The organism is Flavobacterium sp. (assembly GCF_023151265.1).
Classification (GTDB): Bacteria; Bacteroidota; Bacteroidia; order Flavobacteriales; family Flavobacteriaceae; genus Flavobacterium.
On the sequence record NZ_JAKLJH010000008.1, the window covers coordinates 20,381 to 43,573 of the forward strand.

Annotated in this window: 24 protein-coding genes; 8 read left to right on the forward strand and 16 right to left on the reverse strand. The window is 32.7% G+C overall.

The genetic code is table 11. The features are described 5' to 3' along the window. Positions 1–155 precede the first annotated feature (155 nt). The 4 genes from hemH to L6Q46_RS01545 are packed head-to-tail and all read left to right on the forward strand — an operon-like array spanning position 156 to position 4,003. Positions 156–1,181, forward strand: coding sequence for a ferrochelatase (gene hemH / locus L6Q46_RS01530; protein ID WP_291282807.1), 1,026 nt, complete (start codon positions 156–158; stop codon positions 1,179–1,181). Between the two features lie 3 nt (positions 1,182–1,184). Continuing rightward, positions 1,185–1,742, forward strand: coding sequence for a CopD family protein (locus L6Q46_RS01535; protein ID WP_291282808.1), 558 nt, complete (start codon positions 1,185–1,187; stop codon positions 1,740–1,742). Next, the gene (locus L6Q46_RS01540; protein WP_291282809.1) at positions 1,742–3,211 is read left to right on the forward strand and encodes an ATP-binding protein; all 1,470 of its coding nucleotides are present in this window, start codon (positions 1,742–1,744) and stop codon (positions 3,209–3,211) included. Before L6Q46_RS01535 ends, L6Q46_RS01540 begins: the two co-directional genes overlap by 1 nt. A gap of 15 nt (positions 3,212–3,226) precedes the next feature. After that, positions 3,227–4,003: an enoyl-CoA hydratase-related protein gene (locus L6Q46_RS01545; RefSeq protein ID WP_291282810.1), complete on the forward strand. Its 777-nt coding sequence runs from the start codon at positions 3,227–3,229 to the stop codon at positions 4,001–4,003. 64 nt (positions 4,004–4,067) lie between these two features. Here L6Q46_RS01545 and L6Q46_RS01550 read toward each other — a convergent pair whose 3' ends face one another. The 7 genes from L6Q46_RS01550 to L6Q46_RS01580 all read right to left on the reverse strand — a co-directional run bounded on the left by L6Q46_RS01550 (position 4,068) and on the right by L6Q46_RS01580 (position 10,939). Next, the gene (locus tag L6Q46_RS01550; RefSeq protein ID WP_291282811.1) at positions 4,068–4,712 is read right to left on the reverse strand and encodes an HD domain-containing protein; all 645 of its coding nucleotides are present in this window, start codon (positions 4,710–4,712) and stop codon (positions 4,068–4,070) included. Between the two features lie 69 nt (positions 4,713–4,781). Continuing rightward, positions 4,782–5,750, reverse strand: coding sequence for an acyl-ACP desaturase (locus L6Q46_RS01555; protein ID WP_291282812.1), 969 nt, complete (start codon positions 5,748–5,750; stop codon positions 4,782–4,784). A 5-nt stretch (positions 5,751–5,755) separates the two neighbouring features. Further along, on the reverse strand, positions 5,756–6,490 hold the full coding sequence (locus L6Q46_RS01560; RefSeq protein ID WP_291282813.1) for a lysophospholipid acyltransferase family protein: 735 nt from the start codon (positions 6,488–6,490) through the stop codon (positions 5,756–5,758). A gap of 100 nt (positions 6,491–6,590) precedes the next feature. Further along, the gene (locus L6Q46_RS01565) at positions 6,591–6,977 is read right to left on the reverse strand and encodes a hypothetical protein (RefSeq protein WP_291282814.1); all 387 of its coding nucleotides are present in this window, start codon (positions 6,975–6,977) and stop codon (positions 6,591–6,593) included. 54 nt (positions 6,978–7,031) lie between these two features. Continuing rightward, positions 7,032–7,442, reverse strand: coding sequence for a BrxA/BrxB family bacilliredoxin (locus L6Q46_RS01570; protein WP_133608889.1), 411 nt, complete (start codon positions 7,440–7,442; stop codon positions 7,032–7,034). 102 nt (positions 7,443–7,544) lie between these two features. Then, the gene (locus L6Q46_RS01575) at positions 7,545–8,684 is read right to left on the reverse strand and encodes a lycopene cyclase family protein (RefSeq protein ID WP_291282815.1); all 1,140 of its coding nucleotides are present in this window, start codon (positions 8,682–8,684) and stop codon (positions 7,545–7,547) included. After that, the gene (locus L6Q46_RS01580) at positions 8,684–10,939 is read right to left on the reverse strand and encodes a TonB-dependent receptor (RefSeq protein ID WP_291282816.1); all 2,256 of its coding nucleotides are present in this window, start codon (positions 10,937–10,939) and stop codon (positions 8,684–8,686) included. The genes L6Q46_RS01575 and L6Q46_RS01580 overlap by 1 nt, the downstream gene beginning before the upstream one ends. Before the next feature lie 84 nt (positions 10,940–11,023). Here L6Q46_RS01580 and L6Q46_RS01585 point away from each other — a divergent pair, with 84 nt between their 5' ends. Next, on the forward strand, positions 11,024–11,671 hold the full coding sequence (locus L6Q46_RS01585; protein WP_291282817.1) for a metal-dependent transcriptional regulator: 648 nt from the start codon (positions 11,024–11,026) through the stop codon (positions 11,669–11,671). 2 nt (positions 11,672–11,673) lie between these two features. Further along, positions 11,674–12,492 carry a ZIP family metal transporter gene (locus L6Q46_RS01590; RefSeq protein WP_291282818.1) on the forward strand — a complete coding sequence of 273 codons (819 nt, stop codon included), beginning with the start codon at positions 11,674–11,676 and terminating at the stop codon, positions 12,490–12,492. Here the strand turns inward: L6Q46_RS01590 and L6Q46_RS01595 are convergent. The 5 genes from L6Q46_RS01595 to L6Q46_RS01615 form a co-directional block, all read right to left on the reverse strand. Beyond that, positions 12,489–12,617 (reverse strand): FeoB-associated Cys-rich membrane protein, encoded by a 129-nt coding sequence (locus L6Q46_RS01595; RefSeq protein WP_008255601.1) that lies wholly within the window; start codon positions 12,615–12,617, stop codon positions 12,489–12,491. The two genes, L6Q46_RS01590 and L6Q46_RS01595, sit on opposite strands and share 4 nt — an antisense overlap. Before the next feature lie 3 nt (positions 12,618–12,620). Beyond that, positions 12,621–13,451, reverse strand: a complete 831-nt coding sequence (locus L6Q46_RS01600; protein ID WP_291282819.1) for a hypothetical protein — start codon at positions 13,449–13,451, stop codon at positions 12,621–12,623. 37 nt (positions 13,452–13,488) lie between these two features. After that, positions 13,489–15,591 carry a ferrous iron transport protein B gene (gene feoB / locus L6Q46_RS01605; RefSeq protein ID WP_291282820.1) on the reverse strand — a complete coding sequence of 701 codons (2,103 nt, stop codon included), beginning with the start codon at positions 15,589–15,591 and terminating at the stop codon, positions 13,489–13,491. 5 nt (positions 15,592–15,596) lie between these two features. Beyond that, positions 15,597–15,824: a FeoA family protein gene (locus L6Q46_RS01610; protein ID WP_111566407.1), complete on the reverse strand. Its 228-nt coding sequence runs from the start codon at positions 15,822–15,824 to the stop codon at positions 15,597–15,599. 97 nt (positions 15,825–15,921) lie between these two features. Further along, complete coding sequence (locus tag L6Q46_RS01615; RefSeq protein ID WP_291282821.1) at positions 15,922–16,617, reverse strand: SCO family protein; 696 nt, start codon at positions 16,615–16,617, stop codon at positions 15,922–15,924. Positions 16,618–16,746: 129 nt separating this feature from the next. Between L6Q46_RS01615 and L6Q46_RS01620 the strand changes: the two genes are divergently transcribed. Together L6Q46_RS01620 and L6Q46_RS01625 are read left to right on the forward strand one after the other, a co-directional pair. Further along, positions 16,747–18,360: a S8/S53 family peptidase gene (locus L6Q46_RS01620; RefSeq protein WP_291282822.1), complete on the forward strand. Its 1,614-nt coding sequence runs from the start codon at positions 16,747–16,749 to the stop codon at positions 18,358–18,360. A gap of 3 nt (positions 18,361–18,363) precedes the next feature. Then, positions 18,364–20,433 (forward strand): M13 family metallopeptidase, encoded by a 2,070-nt coding sequence (locus L6Q46_RS01625; protein ID WP_291282823.1) that lies wholly within the window; start codon positions 18,364–18,366, stop codon positions 20,431–20,433. A 132-nt stretch (positions 20,434–20,565) separates the two neighbouring features. Here L6Q46_RS01625 and L6Q46_RS01630 read toward each other — a convergent pair whose 3' ends face one another. The 4 genes from L6Q46_RS01630 to L6Q46_RS01645 are packed head-to-tail and all read right to left on the reverse strand — an operon-like array spanning position 20,566 to position 23,142. After that, positions 20,566–21,489, reverse strand: coding sequence for an EamA family transporter (locus tag L6Q46_RS01630; RefSeq protein WP_291282824.1), 924 nt, complete (start codon positions 21,487–21,489; stop codon positions 20,566–20,568). A gap of 2 nt (positions 21,490–21,491) precedes the next feature. Further along, the gene (locus tag L6Q46_RS01635; RefSeq protein ID WP_291282825.1) at positions 21,492–22,328 is read right to left on the reverse strand and encodes an SDR family oxidoreductase; all 837 of its coding nucleotides are present in this window, start codon (positions 22,326–22,328) and stop codon (positions 21,492–21,494) included. After that, entirely contained in the window at positions 22,319–22,783 is a 465-nt protein-coding gene (locus L6Q46_RS01640) for a hypothetical protein (RefSeq protein WP_291282826.1), read from the reverse strand. Before L6Q46_RS01640 ends, L6Q46_RS01635 begins: the two co-directional genes overlap by 10 nt. Positions 22,784–22,791: 8 nt before the next feature. Continuing rightward, positions 22,792–23,142: a hypothetical protein gene (locus L6Q46_RS01645; protein ID WP_113987668.1), complete on the reverse strand. Its 351-nt coding sequence runs from the start codon at positions 23,140–23,142 to the stop codon at positions 22,792–22,794. Positions 23,143–23,193: the final 51 nt, after the last annotated feature.

Here is a 23,193-nt window from a genome sequence, read left to right on the forward strand (position 1 = left end):
ATTTAAAAAAAATTTTATTGTTAATAATATTGTAATTTTAACAAAAATTCGATAAAATGTATATTTTTTCCGATAAGTAGTTGAATTTGCTTTAAGATTAATCCTACGGCATTATTTTTTTGATAATTAAATAGTATTTTTGAAAAAAAAAGAAAATGAAAAAAGGAGTACTATTAATTAACTTAGGTTCGCCAGATAGTCCTGAACCAAAAGATGTTAGAAAATATTTAGATGAATTTTTAATGGATGAACGCGTTATAGATGTTCCTTATTTACTTAGAGCGCTTTTGGTAAAAGGAATTATTTTGAATACTCGTCCAAAAAAATCGGCTAAAGCGTATAAAAAAATTTGGTGGGAAGAAGGTTCGCCATTAATTGTTTTATCAAAACGTTTACAAAATAAAGTTAAAGAGCAAGTTAGTATTCCTGTTTCTTTAGCCATGCGTTACGGAAATCCAAGTATTGAATTCGGTTTAAAAGAATTACACAATCAAGGTGTAGATGAGGTTTTATTAATTCCATTATATCCTCAGTTTGCTATGGCAACTACTGAAACTATTTTGGTGTTAGCCGAAGAAATTCGAAAAAAACAATTTCCAAATATGGAATTTACGGTTCTTCCTGCTTTTTACAACCAACCTGATTATGTTCGTGATTTGTCTAATTCTATTAAATCGGCTTTAGATAATTTTAAATCAGATTATTTATTGTTTTCTTATCATGGAGTTCCAGAGCGACACATTAAAAAATCGGATGTAACAAAATCGCATTGTAAAATAGATGGAAGTTGTTGCAATACGCCATCAAAAGCACACGAGTTTTGCTACCGCCATCAATGTTATGAAACAACTAAGCAAGTAGCCGAATTTTTAGGTTTGGAAGAAGGAAAATACAGTACCTCTTTTCAATCTCGTTTAGGTCGCGATCCTTGGTTACAACCTTATACCGATGCTACCATTGATGGATTAGCTCAAAAAGGCATTAAAAATTTAGCTGTTGTAACTCCTGCGTTCGTTTCGGATTGTTTAGAAACTTTAGAAGAAATTGGAATGGAAGCTGCTAACAGTTTCAAAGAAAATGGAGGGGAACATTTCTTATCTATCCCTTGTTTGAACGACAGTGAAGATTGGGTAAAAACCATGAGCCGTTGGATTGACCAATGGGCTTTTCAAAATCAATAAAAAATGGAACTTTACAACTACATAAAATCACTACATTTAATCTTTGTAATCACTTGGTTTGCTGGATTGTTTTACATTGTTCGTTTATTTGTATATCATGCCGAAGCCAAACAAAAACCACAACCAGAACAAGACATATTGATTAAGCAATATCAATTAATGCAATACCGTTTGTGGTATATTATTACTTGGCCAAGTGCTGTTTTAGCAAGTGTTTTCGCTTTTTGGATGTTGTTTTTTACCGAAGTTGGAAAAGTTTGGTTAACCCAACCATGGATGCATGTAAAATTGGCATTCGTGTTTTTATTGTATTTGTATCATTTAAAGTGTCATCAAATATTTAAACAATTACAAAAGAACGAAGTAAAACATTCGGGTAATTTTTTTAGAATTTGGAATGAAGGCGCCACGATAATATTATTTGCAGTTGTTTTTTTAGTAATTTTAAAGAATGCAATCAACTGGATTTATGGTGTTATTGGAATTTTTGTTTTTTCGATTTTAATAATGATGGGATTCAAATTGTATAAAAAAATAAGAGAGAAGAACCAAAATAGGTAATGGATAGAATTTTTAACATCAAAAATCTTTCACTACGAATAAGAATATTTCTATCCATGATATTCTTAACACTTATTGCGTCTATACTTATTGCTACAGTTTCCATTTATCAATTTAGAAAAGAGGCTCGTGAATACCATCAAGACCGTTTAGAAAGAAAAGAAACTGCAATTGCTGAACACATAAATTATGTTTTGCAAACAACTACTTATCCACTAAACACAAAGAATATTCCACTAATTTTTAAAGATAAAATTTTCGAGTTAGCAGATATTCATAGTATGGAAATTAATTTTTTCGATTTAAAAGGAAACTTGTTAATTTCATCAAAAGCTATTTTTAAATTAGACAAAGACAAACCAAAAATAAATCCTTCGACTTTAAAAATCATTCAATCTTCTTTAGATAAAAGATATATAGAGTTTTCAAAAATTGAGGATAGGACCTTTAGATCATCCTATTCTTATTTAAAAGATAATAAATTTAAGCCTCTCGCTATTTTAAATTTACCTTATGAAGAAGATGCAGAATTTTACGACAATGAAGTTCAAAATTTCTTAATTCGTTTTGGACAGGTTTATACTTTTATGTTTTTCATTGCCATTGTTCTTTCTTATTTTTTATCGAGCTATATTACAAAATCATTAAAAATTATTAGTGATAAAATTCAGGAAACTCAATTAAATCAACGTAACGAAAAAATTGTAATCGAAGATGGAAGCAAAGAAATTAATCTTTTAATTGACTCTTACAATAACATGGTGGATAAATTAGAAGAAAGTGCTACCATTTTAGCTCAAAGCGAAAGAGAACAAGCTTGGCGCGAAATGGCAAAACAAGTAGCACATGAAATTAAAAATCCGCTTACGCCAATGCGATTAACAGTGCAGAGTTTTCAAAGAAAGTTTGATCCAAACGACCCAAATATTACAAAAAAATTAGACGATTATACCAAAACCATTTTACAGCAAATTGACACCATGACAGCTGTTGCAGGAGCTTTTTCAAACTTTGCAACCATGCCAGCACAGCAAAACGAAACTTTAAATGTTGTCCGAATTGTAAAAATGGCGTTGGAAATTTTTAATGAAGATTTTATTCAGTTTTCAGCATTAGAAGACGAAATTATTGCCAAGTTAGATAGAACTCAATTAATCCGTGTGATTACAAATTTGGTAAAAAATGCAATTCAAGCAATTCCGGAAGAACAGGAAAACAAGTTGGTTTTTGTGACGGTTTTTAGACAAGATAACGAAGTTAAAATCGCAGTAAAAGATAACGGAAAAGGAATTTCAACAGAAAATCAGGAACGTGTTTTTGAACCAAAATTCACCACAAAATCAAGCGGAATGGGACTTGGTTTAGCTATTATTAAAAATATTATAGAAAATTATAACGGAACGATTACCTTTGAAACAGAACCAAATGTAGGAACCGAATTTTTGGTTTCTTTCCCAATAAATAAATAATCAAAACAAACAAAAATGGAAAATATTCTTATTGAAAAACAAGATGCTATTGCAATTATAACGATTAAAAGACCTACTAAATTAAATGCTTTAAATAAGGCAACTATTCAAGAATTACACGATGGATTTAAATTGTTAAACGAAGATAAATCAGTAAAAGCAATTATTGTAACGGGTAGTGGAGAAAAAGCTTTTGTAGCTGGAGCCGATATTTCAGAATTCGCCAATTTTTCTGTAGAAGAAGGCGAAAAATTAGCCGCTGAAGGTCAAGCCTTATTGTTTGATTTTGTGCAAAATTTAAGCACTCCAGTAATTGCAGCAGTTAATGGTTTTGCTCTTGGTGGCGGATTAGAATTGGCAATGGCTTGTCATTTTAGAACAGCTTCAACAAATGCAAAAATGGGATTACCAGAAGTGACTTTAGGAGTTATTCCAGGTTATGGAGGAACACAACGTTTAGCGCAATTAGTAGGAAAAGGCCGTGCTATGGAAATGATTATGACAGCAGGAATGATTGATGCCGAAACCGCTAAAAACTACGGATTAGTAAACCATGTTGTAGCTCAAGAGGAATTATTAGATTTCACAAAAGGAATTGCAACTAAAATCACTAAAAATTCAAGTGTAGCTATCGCAAAAGCTATCGAAGCTATAAATGCTAATTTTGAAGATGGAACAAACGGTTATGAAGTAGAAATTAAAAACTTTGGACTTTCTTTTGGAACCGAAGACTTTAAAGAAGGAACAACGGCATTTTTAGAAAAAAGAAAAGCAGAGTTTCCAGGTAAATAATTAAGTATTCAGTGTTCAGTTTTAAGTTATCTGATTTTAGCAACTTGTAACTGAACACTGTTTTCTATTCTTGCCCATCCCATTCAGCATAAAACTGACTTAAAAAAGTCACCATAAAATCATGGCGTTTTTGAGCAATTTTTTTACCAGTTTCGGTATTCATTTTATCTTTTAAGAGTAATAGTTTTTCGTAAAAATGATTTAATGTTGGCGATTCACTATTTTTATATTCTTCCTTACTCATGTTCAAGTTTGGTTGAATATTCGGATTGTACAACGGACGATTTTTAAAACCTCCATAATTAAAAGTACGAGCAATTCCTATTGCGCCAAGCGCATCTAATCTATCAGCATCTTGAACAATTTCTAATTCTTTGGAATTGAATTTCTTTTCGAAATTTCCGCCTTTAAATGAAATATTTTCAATAATAGCAATTACGTGTAAAATGATGTCTTCTGAAACATTTTGCGATTCTAAAAAAGTTCTCGCTGTTTTTGGACCAACGGTTTCATCACCACCATGAAATTTAGAATCGGCAATATCGTGTAAAAGTGCTCCAAGTTTTACTACGGTTACATCACATTCCTCTTCTTCGGCAATTAATAAAGCATTTTTATAAACGCGTTCAATGTGAAACCAATCGTGACCGCCCTCAGCATGAGTTAGTTGATTCTTTACAAAAAGTATAGTATTATTGATAATTTGCATGGTTCTAATTTACAAAAAAAATTCCAAATTCATAATTGAATTTGGAATCTGAAATTTATTTTTTGAACGTTATTTTACTAAGGCAGGTTGTACCCATTTAAAAAGTTCTCCTTCAGCAGGAACTACCAATCGTTCAGAAATTTTTGTCATTCTAGCAGGTAATTTCATTAAATAGTCACGTGCTTTTTCAGCTTCATCGGTAAGATTACAAATTTTATCAATCTCCCATTTTTCATTTAATTTTTGAAGAATGTCCACATAATCCATCGCTGTGTATTTTTCAAATGCAGTTCCAATACTTTCGCCAGATTCTCTAATTAAATGAGCAGGCATGGTAATTTTTTTCTTCATCATGTATTGAAACGACAACATCATTTCGCTTGGGTCAATTTCAAAAATACGTTTCACAAACTCGCTATACGCTAAGTGATGACGCATTTCGTCTCCAGCAATTAAATTACACATTTTGTGTAGTTTTTTATCGCCAAATTTCTTTGCCATTTGTGCTACACGATTGTGCGAAACATACGTAGCTAATTCTTGAAAACTGGTAAAAACAAAGTTTTTGTATGGGTCTCTATCGGTTCCAGGATCAAAACCATCGTTGATTAAATGCTGTGTTGTAATTTCAACTTCACGCATATTTACTCTTCCCGAAAGGTATAAGTATTTGTTTAAAACATCGCCGTGACGGTTTTCTTCACCCGTCCATTGACGTAACCATTTTGCCCAACCGTTATCGCCATTTTCACCTTTTTGAGAAACACCTTCAACATCCATTAACCACGTTTCGTATGTAGGTAAAGCCTCTTCAGTAATAGTATCGCCAACTAAAACTACCCAAAAATCATAAGGTAAATCTTTAGCAATTTCGCGTAGTTCTTTTACTTCCTCTAAAAAATTTTCTTTAGAAGAATCAGGTAATAAATCAGTTGGTTGCCAAATTTTTTCGACAGGAATTAAGAATTCTTCCATGAAATGATCCACTTTTTTTTCCAAAAATTGCATCACTTCTAAACGGACATTTTGAATAGACATAGGGGTTATATTTTAATATGTTTTGTAATTATAGTTTCGGTTTTCTCAAAAATTTCTTCAAATGGGTGTTCTGAAATTTTTAGTGGTTCATGAATGGTGAATTCCAAACGAGTTCCTAATCCGAGAGGAAATTTACCAAATTTAGTCATTTTCCATGAGTTATTTATGGTAATTGGCAAGAAGTAGGCATCGGGTGCAAACTTGTATAGCATTTTTAAGCCATTCACAGCAAATGGTTTAGGAGCTCCGGTTTTACTTCTTGTTCCTTCGGGAAAGATAACAACAGAGTAATTATTATTGTTAACCAATTCCGCTACTTTTTTAATTTCGGGTAAAGCCTGTTTTGGATCTTTTCTATCAATTAAAGCTGAACCTCCATGTTTTAAATTATAAGAAACACTTGGAATTCCTTTTCCTAGTTCTATTTTACTAATGAATTTAGGATGTGCTTTTCGTAAAAACCAAATAATGGTTGTGATATCATGTAAACTTTGATGATTGGCAACTATGATTAAAGGCTTGTTTTCAGGAACATTTTCCATTCCTTTAATATGATATGTTGTACCAAGTAAATGTGCTGTTCTAACTAAGCAAAGATTCAAATATGCAACACTAATGCGATGTGCATTGTATCCAAATAAATTAAAACAAACCCATTGAATTGGATGAAAGATCAACAACCAAATAAAAAAAACTATTGTATATAGTATTGAAAGTGGATATGAAAGAATTTTTTCCATGTAAAAAACCAATTTAGGCAAAAGTAAGCTATAAAATAAAAATCCACCAATGTTTTGATGGATTTTATTGTATGCCAGCATAGTATAATGCTTGTATCTTTTATTCTATAATTACACAAGAACCATTTACACAATCAGTATTATTAGGAGGACTTACTACCATACAATCTGAAACAGCTCCTGTTTGTATATTGTATTGATAATCCATTTCATAATATTCATTTACCAAGTTTTCCAATGTAGTTTGATTCACTGTGCTAGGAAAAACTAAAAACTCTCTTGGTCCACCACAAGGTTTAGCGCCAAATGCGATGTAGTTACAATTTGATGTGTTAGTACACGAAAAACTGTTTATATAATCTAGAATCTCTTGTTTTTTCTCAATCAATTGTTCAGGTGTTATTTCTGAAACATTTGACTCATTTTCATCACATTGAAAACTTTGCAAAAGTATTGATAAGAGCAAAATTCGAATGATAGTTTTCATAATCTTTTTCTAATAAGATTCAAAAATCATGAAAAGGTTGCGCTAAAAAAAATATTAGCAAAATTCGTTGTAAGCGTCTTTTAAATTTTCAGCAATTAATTCTGCCGGACGACCTTCGATGTGATGACGCTCTAACATGTGAACTAATTCACCATCTTTAAACAAAGCCATACATGGTGATGATGGAGGAAAAGGAAACATGTGTTGACGCGCTGCATCTACAGCTTCTTTATCAACTCCTGCAAAAACAGTCACTAATTGTGATGGTTTTTTAGCACCATCTAAACTCATTTTTGCTCCCGGACGAGCATTTCTTGCAGCACAACCACAAACCGAGTTGATTACTACTAATGTAGTTCCTTCGTTTTTTAAAGCATTTTCTACTGCTTCAGCGCTATATAATTCTTGAAAACCAGCTTCTGTTAATTCAGCGCGCATTGGTTTTACCATTTCTTCTGGATACATAATGTATATTGTTATAAGTTAACGAATGGCAAAGTTACAAAGTTTTTTGCTTGTTACAGAGCGCTAATTCATAAAGATTTGTTATGATTTGATAGTTTGCTTTTATTTGAAAATTCTACCAAATAACGCCTGAACAAAAACCATTTTCGGACATCTCCAAATCACTCGTAAATCTTCTAAAAACGAAGTTTCTTCATCTAAAAATTTAAAAATTACTGTCGAATCACCTTTTTTAAACATCGATGAAAATATTTTGGAACCCAATTCGTTTTTAGAACCTAAAATATCCAACAATAATAAATCATAGAACCAAAATTTATCTTTTTTATGAAATTTCGTGAAGTCGGATTCTGATTTTAGAAATTGAACTAAAGCTTTTGATTTTTTGGATGCGTTTTTAAAAGTATAACCTGTGCTAGCTTTTGTCCAACCACCAGCCGAACCAATATTGACAATGTTTTTGGTGTTGTGTTTCCAAAACGGATAACACGTCATCGGAATATTGCCTTGTTCTTTTTCGATGATTTCATATTCGGATATGCCAAGATTTTCAATGTATTTCTGAATTTCAGCTTCATATTCTTCCTTAGAAAGTAAGTTTTTTGAGAACAAAGTATATTCTAACAACGCCTCAGTTGAAGAAGTTGGTAAAACATACATAAATCTTGTATTGCCTTTTTGTTCCACCGAAAAATCCATGAAAGTAGCGCAATTTGGAGTAAAAACAGCTTCTTTACTTTTGATAAACCAACCGATAAAATGTTGATGAATTAAAGGAAATTTAGTTTGCGATGTTACAACTTCCGGATTGTAAATTGAATTGAATACTTTGTTACAAGTGAAGGTTTCTTGTTCTGTTTTTACAACGCAATGATTGCCTATTTCGGTAAAATCAACTACTTTTTGATTTAGAAAATGAATGTTTTTATGTTCGGAAATCTTCTTGAAAACTAATTCGTAAAAATCTAAACCGTTAATTTTCTTGTATTGATAAGGCGTTAATTCTAAAATACGATTGAATTTCTCATTCGCAAAAATCGCTTGATTCCATTTTTTTGAAATTACTTCATCAAACAAATTATCTTCATCCCAAAAACACCAAGTTCTATCATTTACTTTTTTAGAATTCTCGTCAATTAGTAAAATGGATTTATCCTCAAACTTTCCAGATAAAAGCATTTCATAAACCGCCATTAAAGCCGATAAACCTGAACCTGTGAAAATGTAATGATAATGCTGCATTAAAAAATGGTATATCGAATTCCTAAAAAACCTCTAATTCCTTGATTGGGGGCATACACATAACTTGGGTCAAATGTTAAAGCATATGGATTAGTTGGTGTCGCTAAAACATTTCCGTTGGTGTCATATTCCACATCTTCGTCAAAAGGATCGTTTGCTCTTGCTATTAAAAATGGAGCGCTTTTGTTTGGCGTCCAATTCAAAATATTTTTCACACCACCATAAAGTTCAAAACTACGAAATTTTTTATAAGTAAACTGAATGTTTTGCAAACTCCAAATAGGAGAATACTCAGGTCTTGGATCTAAATCACCTAAAATGGGTAATCGCATCGGTCCGTATAAATTTCCAGTGTAATCGATGGATAAAAACCATTTTGGAATATCATACGTTATCGCCCAATTGGCGCTATATTTTTCCGTTAAAACAGGTGTTGAACTCACTCCGTTTTGCACATTTTTTGGTTCCATAATCGTAAAACCAAGAATTGCTTTCAATCCAAAAGGTGTCACTAAATCTATATTTCCGCTAATTCCTAAAGTTTGTGCATAACCATTTAAGTTGGAATAAATAATTTGGTTTGGATTGGTGTCGTAATCTGGAATAATTTGGTTATTAAAATAGGTATACCAAGCCGAAGCTTCAAATCCTAAAAAAGTACCGTTTTCAAATCTAATTTTTTTCAAATAATTAAAATTGACGTTGTAAGATGTTTCAGGCTTTAAGTCTTCGGTAATTATCACTTCTCTTGAGCCAGTTAAAGCTGCGTGTTCTTCGGTAAAAAGATTTACGATTCGAAATCCAGTTCCCGCATTAATTCGGAACACATCATTTTCTGTTGGATTCCATTTGTAGGCAATTCTCGGAGTGAAAATATTACCATGATTGTTGTTGTAATCGTATCGAGCACCTAGTAAAATATGATGCTTCTCGGCTAATTTAATTTCATCTTGAAGAAAAACGCTATAGATTTTTGTTTGTTCTGCCGAAAGAGTTGCTGTTGTATTATCGTCATAATATTGATAACGAAAAGCCGCTCCCAATAACAAATTGTGATTTTCTAACTTTTTATCCCAAGTATATTGTCCAAAAGCAATTTTTTGATTCGCCAAGTAAATTGTATTTCCATACACTGAATTTTGGTCGTGGGCGGTTACAGAAAACGACAAATACATGTCTTCTGTGGTTGGTAATTGGTATTTGCTCAAAAGTTCTACTCTTTTTGTATAAATGCTTTCGCCATACACTTCCGAACCACCGCGATACGATTTATTCCATTGCATTTCGCCTCCCCAACGGTCTTCGTAAAATAGTCTTCCTGCGATGGTGAATTCTTTATTGTTTTTTCGCTCGAAATTCCACTTATTGAAAATCGAAATGCGTTCTTGCAAGGTTACATCGGTGAAATTATCGTTGTTGTTGTCAATCGGTTGGTTATAATTGTAATAATTGATGCCAACTAAGGTCATTGCTTTTTTTCCAACGGAACTTTTCCAACCTAAATCCACATTGTTTTCTAACCATGAAGTTGAAAAAATATCGGCTGAAAATAAGGGAGCAGTTGTTGGCTTTTTGGTAATGATGTTGATTAACCCGCCAACCGCTTCACTTCCATATAAACTTGAAGCTGGACCTTTTACTACTTCAACTCTATCAATCAAAGAATTCGGAATTCCAGATAACCCATAAACCGTAGAAAGCGCACTCACAATAGGCATTCCATCAATTGTAACCATCGTATACGGACCTTCTAATCCATTAATATGAATGTCACCTGTGTTGCAAATGTTGCAATTTAGTTGAGGTCGAACGCCATTAACATTTTGTAAGGCTTCAAAAATATTGGATGTTGGGTTTTTCTTTAAAAAGGCTGTCGTATACACTTCAACCGGAACAGGCGTTTCCATTCTTGAAACAGGTTTTAGAGTTCCAGAAACCACCACATCATCTAAAACATTTGCATCTTCAATCAAGTTAAAATTCAGGATATAATTCGGTTCATTTAAAATAGTTGTTTTTTTTCTTTCGGGTTTAAACCCAACATATGATGCAATAATTGTATAGGAACCATTAGGAATATTTGTAAATTCATAAACACCATTTTCATTGGTTTCAACTCCTTTTTTTAGTTCTTTTATATAAATATTTGCATAAGCTAAAACCTCATTATTGGCGGTTATTTTTCCTTTTATGGTGTTTTGTGAAAAGGTAAAAATCGAAAAAAACAGAGTGGTATAAATAAATATTTTAAACATTGTAAAATTAAATTTAGACAAAACTAAAAATAAAACATTTACAAAACTAAAAAAACTTTATATATTTGTCAAAATGAATTGTTTATGACCATTTCGGAAGAAAATTATATAAAAGTTATTTATCATTTGTCGTTAGTGTCTCCAAAAGGCGTTAACACAAACGCTATAGCGGGAATGCTTGATACCAAAGCGTCATCGGTTACCGATATGATGAAGAAACTTTCGGATAAAGATTTGGTAAGTTATCAGAAATATCAAGGAGTTACCTTAACCGAAAAAGGCTTGCATTCTGCAAAAATGATTGTAAGAAAACACCGTTTGTGGGAAGTTTTTCTAGTAGATAAATTAGGTTTTTCTTGGGATGAAGTACACGAAATTGCAGAAGAATTAGAACATATCAAATCCGAACAATTGATTAATAAATTGGATGCTTTTTTAGGTTTTCCAGCAGCTGATCCACACGGAGATCCAATTCCAGATGCGAAAGGTGTAATTAAGAAAATCGAAAAACAATTGTTATCCGAAGTTGAAATTAACGCTTCGTTTCATTGCGTAGGCGTGAAAGATTCTTCTACCGATTTTTTAAAATATTTAGATAAGCAAAAAATTGCATTAGGTTCGGTTGTAAAAGTAATCGACAAAGAAGATTTTGATGATACCTTAACCGTTGAAATCGATGGAAAACGCTTAACGATTTCCAATAAGATTGCTAATAATTTATACGTTCAATAAGTATGTTTGATTCAATTATCCATTTTTTTGAGAGTATTGACCCTATTTTGGCGGCATTTTTGGCTACAACATTTACGTGGGGTTTAACAGCATTTGGTGCTTCGTTTGTGTTCTTTTTTAAGACTATGAATCGAGTAGTGTTAGACGGAATGCTAGGTTTTACAGGTGGCGTAATGGTTGCCGCTAGTTTTTGGAGCTTGCTAGCACCAGCTATCGAAATGAGTCATGGAGAAGGTTTTGTAAAAGTAATTCCAGCAGCTGTTGGATTCGCTATGGGAGCTTTATTTATTTTCGGATTGGATAAAGTATTGCCACACATGCACATTAATTTCAAAGAAACTGAAGGGATTAAATCGCCATGGCAACGCACTACTTTATTAGTTTTAGCTATTACGTTGCATAATATTCCAGAAGGATTAGCAGTTGGTGTTTTATTTGGTGGAGTTGCAGCTGGAATTCCAGAAGCTTCGATTGCAGGTGCCGTTACTTTAGCTATTGGAATTGGAATTCAAAATTTTCCTGAAGGAATTGCGGTTTCTATGCCGTTACGAAGAATGGGAATGAGCAGAAGAAAAAGTTTTATGTACGGACAATCGTCGGCTTTAGTAGAACCTATTTTTGGAGTTTTAGGAGCCGTTGCGGTTACTTTTTTTACTCCAATATTACCTTATGCTTTAGCTTTTGCAGCTGGAGCGATGATTTTCGTGGTAGTAGAAGAAGTTATTCCCGAAACACAGCAAGATAAAAATACCGATATCGCAACTTTAGGTTTTATCGGTGGATTTATTGTGATGATGACTTTAGACGTGGCTTTGGGTTAATGACACGCACAATCATCACCACAAGGTTTTGATTTCTTTTTGCGTTTTTTCCAAAAGAATTTTTTTACCAAAAAACCTACGGCAATGGCAAGAGAAAGGTAAACTAAGATTTGTTGTATATCCATATTTTAAAAAAATATTCCAGTTCCTAAAGTTACAAAATTATAGCTAGGTGAAGCAATTTTTAAGTGTTCATATCCTAATGAGAAAAAATAATTCTTTTTATGATATTTACCTCTAAGTTCGAATGATTTTACGGGTAATCCATTTATTTTACTCCAAATCATAGCACTATTAAAACTTATGTTTTTTATTGCAAAAACATCGGTATGTAAACCATAAGAAAAGCCAGCTTTTTGAACATCATTTCCAACATAGGTTGCGCCAAGTGTCCAGCCTAAATTGAATTTTTTAAATCGAATTCTATCGTAAGCCACGTTAAATTGAAATAATGATAGGTTTGAAAAACGATTTGTTAGCATGTTTTTTTCCAATAGTTCACGATAATCGGCTTGCACATAAAAATATTGAAATGGTCTAAATTTTGCTTTTAAATGATTTCCGAATGAATTATTATTGCTATATAAAAAATGGTTTTCAACATCAAATCGCATTACATTTTCATATTCAATACTGTCATTTTCTTTTTGAAAATTCCCTGATTCGCCATCGAAATAAGGATATTTAGAAAGCGAATTATACAAATGATTTTCACTTCTGTAATCGCCAATGGTAGAATAAAAACTCACATATAAAAATCCTTCAACAAGTAATCCTGCTAATCCAAAGTCATTTGAAGAAGAACTTCTGGAAGAACCTGAACTCGAGGAATTGCTACTTGAACTCGAAGAACTCGAAGATTTTCCAGATTTTAATTCACTTTTAGACTTGTCGATTTTCTGAGAAAATGAACTATTTAAAGTTAAAATAGTAAACAGTACAAATAATGTTTTTTTCATCAATCTTGTTTTTTGAAGACAATCAAAAAGTATGCCTTTATTTCAAGAATTGATAGGCAATCAAAGAAGTAATATAAGCAAATCCACTCATGAAAACCAATTGAATTATTGGCCATTTCCATGAATTGGTTTCTTTTTTAACAATAGCTAAAGTAGAAATACATTGCATCGCGAAAGCATAAAATAACAACAATGAAATTCCAGTAGCAAAATTGAATATTTTTTCACCAGTTATGGGATGAACTTCTGCAGCCATTTTGTTTTTAATGGTAGTTTCTTCTTCACTATGACTTCCTACACTGTAAATCGTAGCCAATGTTCCTACGAAAACTTCGCGAGCAGCAAACGAACTCACTACAGCAATTCCAATTTTCCAATCGTAACCTAAAGGTCGAATAGCTGGTTCAATGGCTTTTCCCATATAACCGATGTATGAATTTTCTAATTTGAACGAATTCACTTGATCTTCAAATTCTTCAGAAGTAATGGTTTTGTTTTTATTTTGTTCGGTTATGATTTTTTCAGCGTTGTTGAAATCATCACTTAATCCGTGCGAACCTAAAAACCATAAAATAACAGATAGGGCTAAAATGATTTTTCCAGCACCAAAAACAAAGGCTTTAGTTTTTTCTAAAACGTTAATTCCAACATTTTTAAACATCGGAATTTTATAACTTGGCATTTCAACTACGAAATATGATTTGCAGTTTAATTTCAAATATTTGTTTAGTAGATAAGCTGAAAAAACAGCCATTCCAAATCCTAATAAATACAATCCCATTAAGGTTAAACCTTGTAAACTTAAAAATCCGAAGATTCTTTTTTCGGGAATAATTAAGGAAATTAGTATCGCATAAACCGGTAATCTTGCCGAACAAGTAGTGAATGGTGTAACTAAAATCGTAATCAATCGTTCTTTCCAATTTTCAATATTTCTTGCACTCATTATCGCCGGAATCGCACAAGCCGTTCCTGAAATCAAAGGCACAATACTTTTTCCAGACAACCCAAATTTTCGCATGATTTTATCCATCAAAAATACCACGCGACTCATGTAACCACTTTCTTCTAAGACGGAAATGAACAAGAATAAAAAGGCAATTTGCGGAATGAAAATCACAATTCCACCAATTCCTGGAATCAATCCTTCGCTTATTAAATTGGTAAATTCTCCTGCTGGAAGATGTTGTTTGGCAAGCGAACTCAAATTAGCAAACGTTTCATCAATAAAATCCATTGGAATACTACTCCAATCAAATAAAAATTGGAAAATCAACATTAAAATTCCGAAGAAAATCACGTAACCAAAAATTTTATGTGTTAGAATTCGGTCGATTTTTGCACGAATATCTGTTGCTTTTGAAACGTCTATTTTTTGACCTAATTTTAGCGTGTCATTGATAAATTGATAACGCTTTATAGTTTCTTTTTGTTGTAGTTTCTTTAAATCGGAATGCGATTTGGTAAACGAGCTTTTGATTTCGTTTCGGTCAAGATTTAAGAAATTGACATCCTGAGTAATCACCAACCAAAGTTTGTACAACAGCTGATTTGGAAACGCTCTTCTTAAATTGTTGAAATATTCCGGATCAATAGAAGACGCATTCAAACACGGTTCAGTTGAAAGGTTTTCGTAATTGAGAATTAGGTTTTTTAGGTTGTCAATTCCAGTTTTTTTTCGCGAACTCACAAGAGCAATCCTTGTTTTTAGTTCTTTTTCTAAAATAGGAATATCTAACTCAATTCCTTTTAATTCCATTCTGTCGGCCATGTTGATGACTAAAATGGTTGGAATTTCTAAATCTTTAATTTGGGTAAAAAGGAGTAAATTTCGTTTTAAGTTTTCCACTTCGGTCACCACAACGGCTACATCTGGAAAATCTTCGTCATTCTTATTTAATAATAATTCAATCACCACATTTTCATCAATCGAACTCGCATTTAAGCTGTAAGTTCCGGGTAAATCGATGATTTTTGCTTTTGTGGTTTCGTTTAATTTACAAACGCCTTGTTTTTTTTCAACGGTAATTCCTGGGTAATTTCCCACTTGTTGATTTAATCCTGTTAATTCATTAAAAACCGATGTTTTGCCCACATTTGGGTTTCCAATTAAAGCAACTTTGATAGGATTTTTACTCATGAGAATTACAATTTGGTAACCGTGATTTCTTTAGCCGTTTCTAATCGAATGGCTACATGCGAATCATTTACGTTAAAATACAAAGGATCGCCCAAAGGCGCAATTTGAATTAAAGTAATGGAATTTCCAGGCAAACATCCCATTTCTAAAAGTTTTAGTGGGATTTCATCTAGATTGATGGAGGTTATTTCGGCAACTTCTCCAATTTTAAGTTCAGAAGAACAAATTTCCATTTCCTTATTTAGATTGAATTAAAATACAAAAGTAAAAATTATAATCGGACTAAAACTGATAATTGTCAACTTTAGCAAATTATTTATGAAAATTAACTTATTGGTTTTCGCTAAGCCACAAAATATCTTCTAAAAGTTGTTTCATGTTTTTTGTTTTTGGATCATCGGTAGGCTTATCTAAATTAGTGCCATCATAAAAACCACGAATGCGTTTGTTTTTATCTACCAAGATGAAATTTTCAGTATGAACCATATCATACATTTCTTCTGGCTTTCCTGTTTTTACAGCTAAATAGGATTTTCTGGCTAGATAATAAATATCCTTTTTATCTCCGGTAACTAAATTCCAACGCGAATCATCAACACCTTTTTCTTGAGCATATTTTTTTAAAACTTCAGGCGTATCGATATCAGGTGTAACTGAAAAAGACAACAATTTTACTTCTGGGTTATTCTTCAATTGATTTTGTAACCAAACCATGTTATCGGTCATTTTTGGGCAAATTGTTGGACAAGTTGTAAAAAAGAAATCGGCTACATAAATGGTATTTTCATAGTCTTTTTGGGAAATGATTTTCCCATTTTGATTGGTAAAAGCAAACTCAGCAATTTTATGATCGTTGCCAATATGTTGCACTGTAGAATCTACTAATTCTGGATTGATATCTCTTGGAGAATAAATGGGAAGCATTTTTTCTGGAGAAAGTAAGTTATAAATTCCAAAATATATAAGGATAGAAAGTACTCCAAAAATGATTAAAAACTTTTTATAAGGGGCAATAATATCGAACATAATTTTTTTGCAAAAATAATCATAAATCAAATGAGTTTTGTTAAAACACGAATAGACATTTGTTAAAATTCTAATTTGTTGATTATGTTCATTATATTTGTGAAATTGTAATTAGAGGCGATGCGATGTATGATTAAAAATTACCTTTTCTCTATTTTTTTATTTTTTACTATTCATCTCGCCAAGAGTCAGAATAGTTTAGTTATTAATTTAGAAGGGGAAAAGAAAGAAGTTGTTGATTATATTAATGCCAAAGGATTTACTACAAAGCCATTCTACGACATCTCTGAAGATAACTTTCTTTCATTAGAACGAGATGCAATTAAAATTTCAGGAACCAATTCGAGTGTAAAAAGGTTAAAAAACTATTTTATAGTTTCAAATTTTAATCAAGAGTTATTAGCTTTTTTAAGTTCTAGAAAAGTTCCGTATTCATTTACAGAAAACAGAATAATTCCTCCTCCTGGAGATATTTTACCTGTTACACCTAGTTATGTTTCACAACAAACTTATTTACAAGCAAATCCCGGATTAAACGCTGAAGCAGTATGGAATTTAGGTTATTCAGGTCAAAATGTTACCATTCATAACATTGAGTATGGGTTTAATAAAAACCATGAAGAGTTTAATGATGCTAATTGCAATATAGCGCTAGGAATGGATGTAAACACGAGTGCTTCAATTAGTTATACAGAGCACGGAACAGCTACAATGGGAGTTTTATTTGGTAATAATGGTTCTTATGGAATTACTGGAATTGCTCATGGAGCACAACAAGTTTGGTTATATCCAGAATGGCAGCAGAGCGGTTATAGTAGAACAAATGCAATAACTCAAGCTTTAAATAATTCGGTAATTGGAGATGTAATTGTTTTTGAAATGCAAGCTTACGGATTTAACGGTACAGTCTCAGACCCTCGTTTTGTTCCAGCTGAGTATGATATTTTGGTTTGGAACTTAACAAAAGCACTAACAGACGCAGGAAGAATTGTTGTAGCTGCTGCTGGAAATGGTTTTCAAAATCTGAATAGTTTAGACTATCAAAATTATTTGAATTATGGCGATAGTGGTGCCATCATCGTTGGTGCAGGAACAGCTAATTTAAGTCATAGTATTTATTCATATGTTTCAGGTGGAATAACTTATGGAAGCACATACGGAGCAAGAGTTGATGTACAAGGATGGTTTTTAAATGTAAGAACTACAGGGGCAATTCCAGGTTATGGAGCTCTTTTGTTTAATAACGATTTCAATCAGTCTTATATGTCTTTTATTGGTACAAGTGCAGCAACAGCTCAAATAGGAGGCGTTGTTAGCGTTTTACAATCTTACTATAAAAGTCAAACAAATAATACTTTAACATCTCAACAAATGAGAACCATTCTCAAAAGCACTGGAGTTGCTCAAGGAGGAGATTTAACTAAAAATATTGGTCCAATTCCAAATATGTTAGCTGCTTTAAATCACATAGAACAAAATTTAAGTAGTGAATCTTTTGAAGAAAATAACATTGTGGTTTACCCAAATCCTTCAAAAGAAATTTTTAACTTGGTCACAGGTAAAAATGAAATTTCAGAAATTAAAGTGTATGATGTTTTAGGTAAGGTAGTTTGGTCTAAAAAAGATTTTGAAGTTTCAAATTCTGAAATACAACTTAATTTGTCTTCTGTTTCATCAGGAGTATATTTTCTTCGAATAACATCGCATAATAAATCAGTAGTAAGACGTATAATAAAAGAGTAATTTATGAATAGAGTAATTTTAAAAGGAAGTCTAGGATTTCTTTTTTTGTCAGCGGTACTAATATCTTGTAAATCATCACAAGAAGTTGCTTCAAAAAAAGAATCAGTAGGAATTAATGTAGGATATATGGATAAATCCGTAAATCCAGCTAACGATTTCAATCGTTATGTAAACGGAACTTGGTTAGATAAAACCGAAATTCCAGCAGACAGAACACGTTGGGGAAGTTTTGATGAGCTTCGTAAAAACACAGATGACGATGTAATGGCAATTTTAAAAGATGCCATCAAGGACAAAACTATCGATCCAAATTCTGATCAAGCGAAAGCAATTAGCTTATACAAAACGGTTTTAGACACAGTAAGCAGAAACAAAGCAGGAATCGACCCATTAAAACCTTATTTAGCGAAAATTAATGCAGTTCAAAACGCTGATCAATTAGTAGCTTTATTAGCCGAAATGGAACCAGAAATGGGATTAGGTTTCTTTGGAAGTTACATTGGTGCCGATGCTAAAAACAGCAACAAAAATGTAATTTATGTAGGAACAGGAAGTCTTGGTTTACCAGATAGAGATTATTATGTTTCCGATGCGCCAGACAACAAAGAAAAGCGTGAAAAATACGTAGCTCATGTAACCAGAATGTTACAATATTTAGGAGAATCAGAAACTACGGCTAATGCAAATGCGAAGAAAATTTTAGCCTTAGAAACTAAAATGTCAACCGCAACTTTAGATAGAGTTGAGCGTAGAGATAGAAGAAAAACCTATAATCCAATGAGTTTTGCTGATTTACAAAAATTAGCACCAACAGTAAAATGGGATGCTTATTTCCAAAGCGTTGGTATTGGTAAAGTAGATTCGTTAGTAGTATCGCAACCAAAATATTTACAAACGGTTGAAACGATTTTAAAAGATAACCAAGTTGAAGATTGGAAAGCGTATATGCGTTGGACAGCTTTAAGAGGTTCGGCAGGTTTATTATCAACCGATATCGAGAATGCTAATTTTGATTTCTACGGAAAAACATTAACGGGAGCTGTAAAACAACGTCCAGCAGAAGAAAGAGCTTTAGCAACTGTTAATGGAAGATTAGGTGAAGCGTTAGGAAAATTATATGTTGCTAAAAAATTCCCACCAGAAGCAAAAGCAAAAGCGCAAGCAATGATTGCTAATGTGATGTTAGCTTTTGATAATCGTATCAACAATTTACCTTGGATGACAAAAGCGACTAAGGAAAATGCGAAAATTAAATTGAATAAATTCCGAGTGAAAATCGGATATCCTGATAAATGGAAAGATTATTCAGCTCTTGAAGTAAAATCTCCAGAACAAGGCGGAACGTATTTTGATAATTCAAGAATGTACGCCAAATGGAGTCAAAAGAAAAACATCGAAAAATTAGGTAAACCAGTAGATAAAGAAGAATGGGGAATGTCGCCTCAAACAGTAAATGCTTATTTCAGTCCAACAAACAATGAGATTGTATTCCCAGCTGCGATTTTACAACCACCTTTCTACGATTACAAAGCGGATGAAGCTGTAAATTATGGTGGAATTGGAGCTGTAATTGGTCACGAAATTTCACACGGATTTGACGATTCAGGTTCAAGATATAATGCAGATGGAAATTTGGTAAACTGGTGGAGTGATGAAGATTTGAAACAATTCACTACATTAGGAAGTGCTTTAGCAGATCAATATTCAGCTTTAGAACCATTGCCTGGAATTTTTGTAGATGGAAAATTCACTTTAGGTGAAAACATCGGAGATTTAGGTGGAGTTAACGCTGCTTACGACGGATTACAAATCTATTTAAAAGCAAACGGAAACCCAGGTTTAATTGACGGATTCACGCCAGAGCAACGTTTCTTTATTTCTTGGGCAACCATTTGGAGAAGCAAAATGCGTGACGAAGCCATCAAAAATCAAGTAAAAACTGACCCGCATTCGCCAGGAATGTATCGTGCTTATGTGCCATTGCAAAATGTGGAAGCGTTCTACAAAGCGTTCAATATTTTACCACACAACGGTATGTATTTGCCTTTTGAAAAACGTGTGAAAATTTGGTAATCAAATTCAAAATAAAATCAAGTCCCATCTTTTAGGTGGGATTTTTTTTGTTGAATAGTAAAGATTATCGCCACGGATTAAAAGATTAGAAGGATTATAATCCGTGAAAATCCTTTAATCAGTGGCTAAAAACTATTTCTTCTTAATCGCTCGATTTACTAAATAAAGTCCAATAATCGTTATCGTTCCACCAATAATAATAGCAGTTGTCAAAGGTTCATTAAATAATAAATATCCAAAAAACAACGCCACCATCGGATTTATGTAAGCATATAAACTGCTGATTTCCGTTGGTAAGTTTTCCAACGCATAAATAAAAGCAATAAACGTCAACAACGAACCAAAAACCACCAAGTAACCAATCGACCACCAAGAAATCGCCGGAATTTCGCTCAACGGAACCGAAGTCCCATTAAATCCAATTACGCTTGAAATCACAATACTCGAAATCAACATTTGCAAACCCAAACTAAAATACGGATTAAAATTCGTCTTATTTTCTTTGATATAAATCGAAGACAACGCCCAAGTAAACGTAGCAATTACTGAAAGTAAAATTCCAAAACGGAATTCAGGTTCTAAGAAATCGTTGAGGTAATCGTAGAAAATAACGCAAATTCCACCAAAAGCGATAACCAAACCTACAACAGCTTTCCAAGATGTTTTTTGTCCGCGAAACAAACTGATGATTACAATCCAAAGCGGAAATATCGAACCAATAATCGCACCCAAACCACTCGAAATGTATTTCACGCCCCAAGTACTTAAACCGTTACTCAGCATGAAATTCAACACACTCAAAACTAAAATCGTGCGCCATTGTCGTTTGTTTGGCCAAGGATGTTTTTTGATTAAGAAATAAAGCAAATACAACAATCCACCAAAAAGTTGACGCAACGCAACCAATTGCATCGGAGGCATGTGTTTGACACCTTCTTTCGAAGCAATCCAAGTAGTTCCCCAAAAAAAGCTAATCCAAATTAATGCTAAAATCGGTAAACCAATCGCATTTTTCTTTTGCTGGATGTAATTGTGAAATACGCTAAAATACGCCATTACTAAATTTCTTTTTGGAACGAATATCCTAAAATGGTTTCCACTTTTTCACTAGAAATAATTTTACCTTTCGATTCCGAATCTTCCGCAAAGGTAGGCAATGGCAAATGGAATATTTCAGCTTTTTTGTGATAATATGCTTTACGTGTTGGATGTTGAGGTGCGACAGCGTTGAAGGTTTGGTTCCATTCCCAATTGTCATCTCGAGCGAAGTCGAGCGACTTTTCTATAATTCCAATACAATCTTCTCTTTGAATCATATTCACCGGCGCATCCGGATTTTCGACATTCGTTCTTCCTGCTAAAAATTTTACTGGATGACGATCATCGCCAAGCAAACCACCAAAACGAATTACGGTAGTTTTGAAATATGAATTCGATTGTAAAAGAGTTTCTGCAATAACTAATTGTTTGCCACTTTCGGTATCGGGATCGGGTTTTGTTTCTTCGGTAATTTCAACAATTGGAAAACTATCACCATAAACCGAAGTCGAACTTACAAAAACAACTTTCTGAATCCCTGATTTTTCGATAAACGGAATCAACGTTTTTACTTTATTTACGAATGTCATTTCGTTAGAAGTCGAAACTTCTCTTCTCAATCCAGGCGGAATATCAATAATCAAAACATCGGTTTCTTTTAGAAAATCTTCCATATTTCCAATGATTTGATGTTCATCTAATTGAATTTGGAAAGGTAAAATCCCAGCATTTTTCAACACGTCTAATTTACTTTCCGAAGTCGTAGAACCTTTTACTTCGTAACCTTTTGCAAGCAATGATTTGGCTAAAGGTAAACCCAACCAACCGCAGCCGAGTATGGAGATTTTTATTCCCATTTGTATTTTTTTATGTAGGTATTTGTTGGAATGTCGTGTTCGTAGTAAGTAACATATTTAAAACCAGCTTTAGTTAATGTAATTGAATCTGGTTGGATTTCTTCGTTTAAATAAATATGACTATTTTCTGGATTTTTTTTATCAAAAACGACATTGAAAAACTTTTTTAAATCTTTCTTACTAAAATTATTCTCATTTGATTCGGAAACAAATCTTTGATTTTTATAATAAAAGTAATATCTCAAATCACTTGTTTTTCCATGATTCTTAATACTGCTAGTTATGCCAATTGTTTTACCACTATAATTTTTGATTTTATTATTATATTCTTCTTTATTAAATTTTGAAAAAATCATAATAAATATGAAGAACAATATAATTAGGAGGAAAACAATCTTCCCCTCATTTTCTTTCAAAAAAGTTGAATAACTTTTCTTTTCTCTTTCTTCTTTCATCTATCTTCTTAACTATCTTTCTTCACCAACATATAAAAATCATCTTCCAAAGCACGATACCCTTGGTCGTACAAAAAGAAATAGGTGTTGCCGGTTTTGGTTTGTAACATGCTTGTGAAAAACTCAAAATCGAAACCTTTGCTTAGCAATTTGGTTTTGGTGGTTTTTCCTTTATCTTCTGGGTTGAGTTCACACAAAATGCGGTAGTTTTTACGCAATTTGTTGTTTATGTTGCGCATCAGATTGTTCTGATCTTTGTTCATTTTGTTGTTGTACGCATTGCGGCAGCCATCCGAACAAAACTTTTTGTCTTCGCGACCGATGATTTTATCGCCACATTCTAAACAGGTTTTACTCATAAGTTTTAATGTATTGTTTGACCTGACAGGTTTTCGAAAACTGTCAGGTCT